General features: G+C 33.0%; 12 protein-coding genes. 11 read left to right on the top strand and 1 reads right to left on the bottom strand.

Annotation, left to right across the window (positions count from 1 at the left end; genetic code table 11):
- Positions 1–165: 165 nt before the first annotated feature.
- The 11 genes from DDV96_RS15520 to DDV96_RS15570 all read left to right on the top strand — a co-directional run bounded on the left by DDV96_RS15520 (position 166) and on the right by DDV96_RS15570 (position 9,148).
- Positions 166–474, top strand: coding sequence for a hypothetical protein (locus tag DDV96_RS15520; protein WP_116695700.1), 309 nt, complete (start codon positions 166–168; stop codon positions 472–474).
- Entirely contained in the window at positions 461–868 is a 408-nt protein-coding gene (locus DDV96_RS15525) for a hypothetical protein (RefSeq protein WP_116695701.1), read from the top strand. Before DDV96_RS15520 ends, DDV96_RS15525 begins: the two co-directional genes overlap by 14 nt.
- Positions 855–1,649, top strand: a complete 795-nt coding sequence (locus DDV96_RS15530; RefSeq protein WP_116695702.1) for a hypothetical protein — start codon at positions 855–857, stop codon at positions 1,647–1,649. The genes DDV96_RS15525 and DDV96_RS15530 overlap by 14 nt, the downstream gene beginning before the upstream one ends.
- A 3-nt stretch (positions 1,650–1,652) precedes the next feature.
- A complete protein-coding gene (locus tag DDV96_RS15535; protein ID WP_116695703.1) occupies positions 1,653–2,072 on the top strand; it encodes a hypothetical protein in 420 nt (139 codons plus the stop codon).
- Between the two features lie 7 nt (positions 2,073–2,079).
- Complete coding sequence (locus DDV96_RS15540) at positions 2,080–3,189, top strand: hypothetical protein (RefSeq protein ID WP_116695704.1); 1,110 nt, start codon at positions 2,080–2,082, stop codon at positions 3,187–3,189.
- Positions 3,186–3,815 (top strand): hypothetical protein, encoded by a 630-nt coding sequence (locus DDV96_RS15545; protein ID WP_116695705.1) that lies wholly within the window; start codon positions 3,186–3,188, stop codon positions 3,813–3,815. The genes DDV96_RS15540 and DDV96_RS15545 overlap by 4 nt, the downstream gene beginning before the upstream one ends.
- Before the next feature lie 18 nt (positions 3,816–3,833).
- Positions 3,834–5,132, top strand: coding sequence for a hypothetical protein (locus tag DDV96_RS15550; RefSeq protein WP_116695706.1), 1,299 nt, complete (start codon positions 3,834–3,836; stop codon positions 5,130–5,132).
- A 66-nt stretch (positions 5,133–5,198) separates the two neighbouring features.
- Complete coding sequence (locus DDV96_RS15555; protein WP_116695707.1) at positions 5,199–5,474, top strand: hypothetical protein; 276 nt, start codon at positions 5,199–5,201, stop codon at positions 5,472–5,474.
- Positions 5,475–5,738: 264 nt separating this feature from the next.
- A complete protein-coding gene (locus tag DDV96_RS15560; RefSeq protein WP_116695708.1) occupies positions 5,739–6,317 on the top strand; it encodes a hypothetical protein in 579 nt (192 codons plus the stop codon).
- Between the two features lie 111 nt (positions 6,318–6,428).
- On the top strand, positions 6,429–8,519 hold the full coding sequence (locus tag DDV96_RS15565) for a tetratricopeptide repeat protein (protein ID WP_133240870.1): 2,091 nt from the start codon (positions 6,429–6,431) through the stop codon (positions 8,517–8,519).
- On the top strand, positions 8,516–9,148 hold the full coding sequence (locus DDV96_RS15570) for a response regulator (protein WP_116695710.1): 633 nt from the start codon (positions 8,516–8,518) through the stop codon (positions 9,146–9,148). Before DDV96_RS15565 ends, DDV96_RS15570 begins: the two co-directional genes overlap by 4 nt.
- A gap of 407 nt (positions 9,149–9,555) precedes the next feature.
- Here DDV96_RS15570 and DDV96_RS15580 read toward each other — a convergent pair whose 3' ends face one another.
- Positions 9,556–10,752, bottom strand: coding sequence for an IS256 family transposase (locus tag DDV96_RS15580; protein ID WP_116695712.1), 1,197 nt, complete (start codon positions 10,750–10,752; stop codon positions 9,556–9,558).
- Positions 10,753–10,984: the final 232 nt, after the last annotated feature.

The following is a 10,984-nucleotide window of genomic DNA, read 5'->3' on the forward strand; positions in this document are numbered from 1 at the left end:
TTCAGAAAATCATCTGAAATTAAATCGTCTTTCTTCATAATGTGTAAATATTTAAAATTAAACAAAAAAATAGCGGGGGCCGGCCCCCGCTATTTTTTTAACTTACACACTTTATGAGATAGTCCCCCTAATAAATTTGTAGAAATCAAATAAACCTATATCCCTATGAAAAAACTAAACACATTAATTTATATTGCTTTGGCAATCCACCTTGTTTTACTGCTTCTTATTGGTATTGAAGGAAGCGATGATGAAGACGTTATGAAATTTTTAGCAATTTTTATTTCAATTCCTGTCTCCATAAATTTTATTGGCTTTTGTTTACTGCAATTTACCAGTATTTCCAAGTTAGGAGCTAAAATATTTATGTATTCAAGCTACATCTTTGTTCCAATAGGGTTGATTGGGGTAACAGGGGCAAAAAAAATATTAGATGATATAAACAAAAAATCAATTACCAATGAAAACCTATAAACTAAAAGAAAAGGGACAAAAAAATTCTATGATAGCTGTTGTTGTTATAACCGCTATTTTACTCGTATTTTTTATAACAACTGGATATATATTGTTTCCTGTAGTACCTGCATTAATAGTATTGATTTTTTCATATTACTGGCATAAAAAAAATGATGTCCTTGTTTTTGATACAGATTACCTAGAATTTAAATTTTCCCCATTTCAAAGTAAAAAATTTATAAAATATACCAGCTTAACAGACCTTAAATATAACCCTAAAAAAAAGGTAGTATTACTTTTTACTGATGAAAAAAAAGTGAAGCTTCCTCTCGGTGGTTTAGAAGATCAAGATGCAGAGGAAACCCTATTGTTTCTAAGGGAATTAGTAAAACAAGATAATGTTGCAGCTTAAAATGAAACCTTTGAAAAAGCGATATATAATATTTGTTTTCGTGTGCTTTATTTCAAATTCTCACGCTCAAACCAATGAAATTAACAAACACGATTTGGAACAACTTACAGAACAAATTTTTAAAAAGCATTATAAAGAAAACTATACTGCTCACCAAGTTAGAAAATCTAAAAGTCTTTTAGATAGTATCTTTCTTCACACAAACCCTTCCCATAGCATAGAAATAAAAGCAGACTACACAACTAAGGCACCAAGTATTAAAACGGTAGTTTCGAAAGATAAAAAAGTACGGGTAGTTACGGCTTACCCACTCAACCTACCCGAAATAAAGGTTGTTCAATATTCGAAGAACAAAGAAGAGTTGTTTCTTTTTTCAGATTATGTAGCACAATTAAAATTAGAAGGTGAGGTAAGAATGCAAATTGATGCTATTTACAATTTAAGTGCAGATACATACTTGTTTAGCTGTACCCGTTTTGGGTTTTGGACCAATCCAGTAGATGTGCATGCTTTTACGGTCAATCTAATCTCAGGTAGTTTTGATTCAAGTACCAACATGCTTTTTTCAGAAAAATTGGAAACGTTTTACCCTCGATTTTCCCCTGAAATTGACACCAAGCCTTATTTTAAAATAATATTTAATAAAGAAGATAAGATACTTACAACCCCTATTCATAAAGATGGAGAAATAAAGGGAATACATCTATACAAATACGACAATGTAAAAAAAGAATTTACATCATTGGCCATAGAAGAAGCACCACCAAAACAAAAAAAATAAAATATGAAAAAATTAGTATTGATACTTATCGTCGCTCAACTTTTAATTTCTTGTTCAACAGATGACGATCCCCGAAGCGATTACCCTAAAAAAATGGACATTACATTCCAGTTGCAGGCTAGCGATGTGGATAGAAATGTTCAAATTAAATCTTCGATTATTGGAAAAGATTTAGAAATTATAAACAAATCTAACGGTAATACGGTATTGCCATATAAAAAAGAATACATTCAACAAAAAATACCTTTTGATACAAACCTTGTTTTAGAGTATCAGGATTATTCTACTGTAATGATAGGGGAGTCTTTTCAGCCCTATACCATCACATTATATATTAAAATAAACAACGATATTGTTTCCAAAAAAGAAGTAGAAATACGTGAATCTGGACAGGTTGAATTTACCCTATTTGATATAGAATAGCATAGTTATGAAATACGTTTCCCTGTTTTGTTTATTTGTTGTTTTACTTTTTTTAGGATGTAAAAGAAACACTCCTACCGCAGAACAATTAAAAATATATAAAGAAGCAACACATAAATTTCCCAATACGGTAACCAAAAAAGAACGTGCTACGGGATTGGAATTAAACATTCCCTTTCATTACAATATTGAAAATGTGAACGCTCAGTTTAAAGAAGAGTTAAGAACAGTCACCACGCCTTCTAAAATTTTTAAATTAGGATCAAACCTAACAACCTTTAACAGTTTTGATGGGAGTATCTATTTAATTGAAAACAGCCAAGTTGATGCGGTTTCAATGGGTAAAATATTGAAAAAATATTCATCCCAGATAAAATGTGTAGAATATCAAGATGCAGAAAGTATCATTTTCCGCGATCAATATATGGTCTATACAACAGTTTTCTATCGCTATTTCGAGGAAGAAAAGATTCATCTTATTTTTGAAAGCACTAATGTTAGTCAAGGAAATGGTGTATATATTGGCGAAAAAGGTGATTCACCACTATTGTCACGAGCCATGTACGATTTACAGGTTGCTAAAACACTGGTAGAAGAAAGAGCTCAGGTAAAATTAGATACGGTATCCTGGAAAACATTTAAAAACAACCTAACAGGTAACCAACATCAGGCATACAAAGATGTAGCCTCACAAATAGTAAAAGTTGCTGATACCATAGCTTTAAATACAGCTGATGAAAGTCCTTATGGCAAGATTATACCTTATGTAGGAATGATCAAGATTCAAGGAAAAAGCCCTTTGTTAAAAATTTTCAATACGACGAGCTCTGGAAAAGAAACAACCAAATTACTTTCAAAAGAGATTGAAGCTATTAATTATTATACAACTAGAGAATATGAGATACTGCTGTTAAATAGAGATAAAAATGCCTTGGTTTTGGCATTGGAGCCCATCTATTTTTCAGCGCAAAGTGATTACGTACACGTTTCTATTAATTTGTACACCAATAAAAAAGGAGAGCAATTTTTATTATATGTTTTTCCTAAAGATGAAGCCTTGGCTTATTTCTATTCAAAATTTTTAGCTACAATCCAAAATATGGGTGAAGGGGTATGATCAGCACTGTTGATGAAGAGTACAAAGCGGCCAAAGAAGTAAAAAAAGGAAACCTCCGTTTGCGTGCAAAATACCATTCATTTACAACTTGGATATATGAAACATTTGGGTTAAAGCCCTTACATATAATGACTTTTGAACTACCCGATGCCATTCGGTTAGAGATAATTTTTGAATACGAAAAAGAAACCCGGTTTTTTGAAAGTTTCGGTGTTGCGGATAGTTTATTCAACAAAAAAAAATCAAAACGAATAATCGATTATTTTTCCTTCCATTTTTTGCCAAAAAACCATAAAAGACTTTTTGTCACCTTTAGCAGTTTTGCCCCATTTGCAATTTCCGAAGCACAACAGAAAATGACCGTGGCCGGTATTAAAAGTATAGAAAGCAAGTATAAAATAATATGGAAAATACATAGTGGATACGTATTGTTTTATACCATCAGACAACAAAACGATAGTCGCAACAATGTCATAAAAAAACAAATTATAGAAGATTATTACAGGTGTATAAAACCCTATGATAAATTTGATTATATAAGCTTAGACAATGTACCAATCCATTTTACCAGCAAAGAACATTTTTACAAAAATTATGGTGGTAATTGGTATAACCTATATAGGTAGGACTCCAAACTAAAAACTATGACATTACAAACCAACCTATTTCCAATAGTTGATGAAATAAGCAAGTTGTTGTTCCGAGAACATTACCAACCGGCAATGGCGATGCAACTGTATTATTTGCTTACAGATACAGAAGCACCTCAAGCAGAAAAAACAAATAAGTTTACCGATGCTATAATTGAGTTATTAGAAAACCTGAACTTTGCTTATGTCAACGATTTTTCACTTGATACATACGACGTATCTTCCATATCCATCTTTTTTTTAGATGAGGCCATTGAATTTGATGAAGGTATTTGTGAAGATGAAGAACTTGACACTCTTTACTTAACTTTAGATGACCAATTTAAAAAGTACAATCAAAAAGTACTACTTATTCACACTTCTGGCTGTGAGCTTATATTTTTGCCATTACCGATTGCGAGTGCTATAAAACTTCAAAGAATCTGTTTGCATTTTGATTACTTCAAAATATCGGATTATATCTATGACACCAGTATTGTTTTCAGAGACCCTTTTGAGGTTTTACCTATTATATGCGATAAGCAAGTTCCAGAAACACCTATAGTTTTTAAAAGTAGAAAAATAAGCTTTGATTTGTTTTTCCAAATCTTGGACAGCCCTTTATTAAATGGAACAAGTCACTTTTCGACCTGGAATACATTAGAAGAATCTGTTGAAATTTTGAAAGATAAAGGACAGAATAAGAATTTTATAGAAAAAATTCTAAATAAACGAAACAAGCATACCTATTCTATATTTATTAAGAATAAAAACCAAGAATTATCATTGGTGTGGTCTTCTAAAAAACCTGATGAGCTATTGGTATTTTATACCTCACAAATACCCCAATTATTGGAGCAACCCTATTTTTTGCAAAGACATACCCCAGAAAATAATATTATTTCTGATAAACATCCTATGTACCAACTATGGGAACGAACATTGGAAGGAATAGAAAATTTTGAGTTTTATAAACCCCAAATAAATTATAAACAATTATGGCAACTAGTAAATAGCCCTAAATTTTCTGAAACTGATTACGAAACAGTTTTTAAACACCCGACCAAACCCATTACCTACCAAATACGTCATATAAGACACGCCAACCCCAAAAAAGAAATATATCCTATGTTGGCAATTCAAGTAGGGAGCGACTTTTTTTATTATCGATCCTATGAAAAGGGTTACCATGCTTTTTTTAGCCCTGAAAATGGAGAGTATGAATTAATCTTGACATTGCAGAACAAGCGATATTTCTGGGCCGTTATCTTATTTACTGAAATATATAACCTAATTAATTCAAATTCTTTGTAAAAACTCCCTGTTTATAGGGATATATGGTTTGCGGTATAAGTCTAGTTTTGAAATAAATAAAAAACCATGTATAAACTACAGTTTTTAACCACATTGATATTAGTGTTTTTTACAGTTCATTGCAGCAATGCTCAGGACACTATACCAGAAGAAAATGAATTGGGCACCTCTTATCTCACACTTTCATTTACAGATTGTATAAAGAAAACAGATGCAGTAGGGGAAATCTTTCAAAATAAAATAGAAGAAATTGAAACTATTGCCCGAAAGAATGATTTCAAAAAATTTAATATCATCGCTAAATCTATGAACATAAGTAAAACAGAAAAGGCTTATGGGTAATATATAGCTTTCTCAATTGACTTTACGTATACCCCAGAACTAATAACTACATTATTTAACGAAGCTAAAGGTTGGGAACTTTCATTGTCGGTAGAAGATTCTTGGTAAACCATTGTTGTTCATTGGTACCGTTGTGGAATAGTATCCGAAGTCATTTACTTAATGCTATTCGTGATTTATAATAAAAGCTGTATCAATCCCTATTATCAAGTGGGCATTTATTAAAGTAACGATGTCTTGGCCTTTACTAACCAAACGCTATTTATGAAACAAAATAACTATTTAGTATTATTATTTGTAGTATTTATTGCTTCTTGTCAAAAAACAGATACGTCCAGTACTGTTGAAGTTTCTGATAAATCAACGATAAAGACAACATTATTTGATGAAGATGGAAACATACGTGATATCATTTATAATGATATGAGCGATGAAGAATACATAGAATATAAAAGTCAAATCCGAGAACAAAATAAATTAAAGCAACAAATAAGAGAAGCCGAAAAACAAATTAAGTTTAGCATCTATAATTTCAGTGCGGGGGCAATAAAAAAAGTAACTGTTTTGCTAAATCAAAATAATAATAAAGGAGAGGTTTTAAATCGGGGTTCATTTCCAGTCCCTATAAAGTGGAGAGAAAAAAATTGTATTATTACCTTAACCCCTCTAGAAAACCATAAAACTCAATATAGAAAGTTTAAGCGCATTGACTATAAAACCATTCAGCACCTTCCTAATGATAGCTCTGAAGGGAAGCTGTTTTATGGAGAACTTGGGTATCAAGATAATTTGAAAATTTTGAAGATTATAGAAAAAATGGAAGCCAAAGCTGGTTCTCGATAAGAAAATTATATAGTAAGCAAGGCCAACAGGAGTGTGTTTGGTGCTGTACAACCTTACAAACAGATATTCTTTTCAGTTTTAAATAAAAGTAATACCTTCGATTTTTTTCTTTTGAAACGACTTAAAACAAATACCGGTTTTATATTATTTTTATTGCTAGCTGTGCAGTTATCCAAAGCGCAAACTGCAACAAAAGCAACCTCTTTATTTAAGAAAGGAGTTTCATTAATCGATACCGACCAACAATATGATGAAGGGATTAAACTCTTAGATTCCGCATTACTTTATTCGCCCTCTAAGCCCATAGAAATCCAAATAAATTTTGCCAAAGGGGTTGCGTTAAATTCGCAAGGAAATCCCTCATTGGCAGCACTGAGTTTACAAAAAAATATTCCGCTTATAAATACATTTGGCCCAGATTTAAAAAATAAATTCCATGCCAATAATTATAGGGTCTTGGGAGATATTTTTAAAAGTAAAGGAGAACCTGTTAAGTCGATGGAGTTTTATCAAAAGGCACTTCGTTATGCTGAAAAGCACAACAAAGCAAGTAAAGCTGTTGTGTTGCATCAAATAGCAGTTCTCTTATTGGAAAAAGAGGAATATACAGAAGCAGAACGCTATCTTAATCTTGCAACAGGTCAATATTTGAACGAGTCGTTACGACTGGGTAAATACTTAAATTTGGGCGAAGTTTATGTCAAGACCAACAGGTATAAAAAAGCTGAAAAACAGTATGAAGCAGCGAAAGATTTAGCGTTAAATACCAATAATAATAATGCTTTAAGCCATGTTTATTTGGGATTGGCCACTATACATTTTGAAAGAAAGGAATACGTCAAGGCGATACAGTTTTACGAGCAGGCCAATACCTTAGCTAAACAATTAGGAACGAAACAAACAGAGGCTTCTTCTTTATTGAATTTGGCACTTTCTTATACTAAAACCGGGCAACATTTTAAAGCATTACCTTATTTAAAAGATGCTGAAACTATGTTGGGTGACTCTTCTTCCAAAATGCTCCAAATGCATTTGAACGCCATTTTTGCTTCGGTTTATGAGAACATGGGATCTTATGAAAAAAGTATAGTTCATTTAAAAAAAGAAACAGAGTTAAAAGAGAGTATTTTCAATGCTGAAAAAAACAAACAGTTTGAAGAGCTTAAAATAGCCTATGAAACTGAAAAGCAACAACAAGAAATCGAATTCCTTACGCTTCAAAAAAAGAAAAATGAATTAGAGCTTTTTAGGCAAGAAGAAGCTTTAAAAAACCTTAGTTTAGAAAAAGAACTCGAAGGGACTAAACAACAAAACACTATTTTACAACTTCAACAAAATACAACTGAAAGCGAAAATAAAATTGCACTATTAAAGAAAAACCAAGAAGTAGCAAAGGCAGAAGCAGAGCAGTCCAAGCTTTTAAAAAATGCTTATTTAATTGGTTTTTTTGTATTGTTGATTCCTCTTAGTGCTTTGCTGTTTATGTATTATCAAAAACTGCATGCCGAACGTGAATTGTCTAAAAAACAGAAAGAATTAAACCAGCAACAGATAACCGAACTGGTAAAGGATCAACAACTTAATACAATTAAGGCATCCATAAAAGGACAGGAGCTAGAAAGAGAACGTATTGCCCAAGAATTACACGATTTTATTGGAGGAAACTTGGCAGCTATAAAACTACAATTAGAAAATTTTAAATTAGAAACCCCTAAGTTACAAACGGTGTTAACCCATTTAGATGAAACTTATGAACAGGTACGCCATTTATCACACGACTTATTATCAAAAAAGATTAAAGAAAATTCATTTATTGATTTAGTGGATGATTACCTTAAAAGTTTATCTGCCTCAAGTGATTTAAGTATTAACTTTTTACCCTTTAACGAACACCTAATTAACCAATCTAATATTAAAATTCAAACAGCATTATACAAGATATTACAAGAATTGGTTAATAATACAATTAAACACGCAAATGCTACAGTTATAGATGTAAATGTGAGTGCCTCAAGTAATTTTATTAATCTTCTTTTTGAAGATAATGGTAAAGGGTTTGAAAATAAAAATACCTTAAAGGGAGTCGGGTTAATGAATATTAAAAAAAGATTAAAAAAAATAAACGGAACATTAAATATCGATACTGTTTTAGGTAGAGGAACTTTAATCGATATAACCATACCATATAAAAATGAGCTATGATGCACAAACTAATTCTTGTTGATGATCATAAAATGTTTTTAGACGGACTTCTCAATATTTTAGAAGAAATACCTTCAATTGAGATAGTTCTAAAAACTGATAATGCTAAAACTGTAATAACTTATTTAGAACATCATGATCCTGTTGATTTAATTGTTTCAGATATAAGCATGCCAGATATAAGTGGAGTTGAATTGAGTGCATACGTCAAGAAAAAAAATCCAGATACTAAAATGTTAATTGTAAGTATGCATAATAACCCTTCTATGTACCATAAATTGAAACAAATCAATGTAGATGGATATATTCAAAAAAATGCTTCAAAAACTGTACTCTTAGAAGCTGTAAAAACAATTTTAGGAGGATCTGTATATTTCTCTGAAAGAATTAAACAAACATATAATGAAAGTTTGTTCCAAAGTCAAAAAATAAAAGATGCCCCTCTTAGCGATCGGGAATTAGAAGTACTTAAATTAATTGCTCTTGAAAATACAACTAACGAAATAGCAAAGCAACTCTTTATAAGTAAGCATACTGTTGAAACTTACCGAAAAAACCTGTTGTTAAAATTGGACGCTAAAAACCTAGCAGGTTTAACAAAGCATGCTATTTACCTAGGCTTGGTATAAAATTTATTACTTATGAAAATACAAAGCAATAACTTTCTTTGTTAAATAGAGCAGTTATTAAAAAAGATGGGACTATTTCCTTAGTTGCCAACATAAAAAAGAAACACTACTTTCCAAAAAATGATTTTGTTGTCGGTTTTTACCGATGATGTAGAAAAAGATGTATTTAAATGTAAATATGGAGCTTTCTATGATACAAGGAACAAGAAAGACTTGAAATTGCAATATACTGCTATAGTAGGCGGCTTCATTAGCGTATCAATACTTAAAAAAGGAAAGTTTGTTGATACTATATGTATGTTAAAAGCCTGGTTTGAAATTGAATAATGTTATTCTATAAGAACTTATTTTAAGCGGACACTATCCCGCTAAGTGTGTAAGTTTAAAATAACAGGGGTTGGACTTTTTTAAAGTCTGACCCTTTTTTCATAGATCGTCAGGAACTGATTTAAAATAATACCCCAATTCCTGATGGGCATTGTCCATTTTTTGGTTGCTTCACGCACTGAGAAATATACGGATTTCATTACGGCATCGTCTGTTGGGAAAGAAAGTTTGTTCTTGGTGTACTTTCTTATTTTCCCATTCAGGTTCTCGATAAGGTTCGTGGTATAGATAATCTTCCTGATCTCCAGCGGGAATTCATAGAACACCGTGAGCTCTTCCCAGTTGTCCCGCCAGCTCTTTATGGCATAGGAATACTTGTCGTTCCATTTTTGGGCAAAATCCGCTAAGGCCACCTTTGCTGCTTCTTGGTTGGGAGCATTATAAATATGCTTCATGTCTGCTGTAAAGGCTTTCTTGTCCTTCCATACAACGTACCTGCAAGCATTACGGATCTGGTGGACTACGCAGATTTGGGTCTTGGACTCCGGGAACACGTTCTTGATAGTGTCGGTAAAACCGTTCAAGTTGTCAGTGGCCGTTATGAGAATGTCCTCTGTGCCACGTGCCCTGATATCGGTCATTACGCTCATCCAGAAGGCCGCCGATTCGTTCTTGCCGAGCCATAAGCCCAAGACCTCTTTTCTGCCGTCCCGGCGCAGGCCGACGGCAATATAGACGGTCTTGTTGATGACCTTTGAGTTCTCTCGTACCTTGAAGACGATACCGTCCATCCAGACAATGAGGTAGACCGGTTCCAAGGGGCGGTTCTGCCAAGCAACTATGTCACCGGATACTTTTTCGGTGATCCTTGATACGGTCGAGGTGGATACGTCAAAATCATAGACCTCACGTATCTGCTCTTCAATATCGCTATTGCTCATCCCTTTGGCGTAGAGCGATACGATGACGTTTTCGATGCCATCGACCATATTGCCCCGTTTGGGGACAATCATAGGGTTGAACGAGGCCTCCCTATCCCTGGGGACGGTGATCTCCGATTCGCCGAAGGATGTCTTTATTTTCTTCTTGGAGTGTCCGTTGCGCACATTGTCTCCACCGGATCTTTGGTGCTTGTCATAATCAAGGTGGCCATCGAGCTCACCTTCGAGCATCTTTTCGATCCCCCGTTTTTGGATCTGTTTTAAAAAGCCCGTGAGTTCTTCGTGAGACTTGAACTGCTTCAGAAAATCATCTGAAATTAAATCATCTTTCTTCATAATGTGTAAAAATTTAAAGTTAATAAAAAAATAGCGGGGGCCGGCCCCCGCTATTTTTTTAACTTACACACTTTATGAGATAGTCCCTCAAAAACCCAGAAAATGTTGGATCAAGAACATTTTCTGGGTTTTTGAGTTTTTAAGCAAATAATTTTTCAAGTCTGTACAGGAAGAATTCAGTTCTTCTTACGCCTCTTAATTGTGCTCTAAATGCTTTAATTTTTGCATTAAA

It is taken from the genome of Marixanthomonas spongiae (assembly GCF_003095375.1).
Taxonomy (GTDB): Bacteria; Bacteroidota; Bacteroidia; order Flavobacteriales; family Flavobacteriaceae; genus Marixanthomonas; species Marixanthomonas spongiae.

Bases quoted from the DNA above. Each gene is read 5' to 3' on its own strand.
- DDV96_RS15540 (WP_116695704.1), top strand. From the start codon at position 2,080: ATGAAATACGTTTCCCTGTTTTGTTTATTTGTTGTTTTACTTTTTTTA.
- DDV96_RS15520 (WP_116695700.1), top strand. From the start codon at position 166: ATGAAAAAACTAAACACATTAATTTATATTGCTTTGGCAATCCACCTT.
- DDV96_RS15560 (WP_116695708.1), top strand. From the start codon at position 5,739: ATGAAACAAAATAACTATTTAGTATTATTATTTGTAGTATTTATTGCT.
- DDV96_RS15545 (WP_116695705.1), top strand. From the start codon at position 3,186: ATGATCAGCACTGTTGATGAAGAGTACAAAGCGGCCAAAGAAGTAAAA.
- DDV96_RS15530 (WP_116695702.1), top strand. From the start codon at position 855: ATGTTGCAGCTTAAAATGAAACCTTTGAAAAAGCGATATATAATATTT.
- DDV96_RS15535 (WP_116695703.1), top strand. From the start codon at position 1,653: ATGAAAAAATTAGTATTGATACTTATCGTCGCTCAACTTTTAATTTCT.
- DDV96_RS15550 (WP_116695706.1), top strand. From the start codon at position 3,834: ATGACATTACAAACCAACCTATTTCCAATAGTTGATGAAATAAGCAAG.
- DDV96_RS15580 (WP_116695712.1), bottom strand. From the start codon at position 10,752: ATGAAGAAAGATGATTTAATTTCAGATGATTTTCTGAAGCAGTTCAAG.
- DDV96_RS15525 (WP_116695701.1), top strand. From the start codon at position 461: ATGAAAACCTATAAACTAAAAGAAAAGGGACAAAAAAATTCTATGATA.
- DDV96_RS15555 (WP_116695707.1), top strand. From the start codon at position 5,199: ATGTATAAACTACAGTTTTTAACCACATTGATATTAGTGTTTTTTACA.
- DDV96_RS15570 (WP_116695710.1), top strand. From the start codon at position 8,516: ATGATGCACAAACTAATTCTTGTTGATGATCATAAAATGTTTTTAGAC.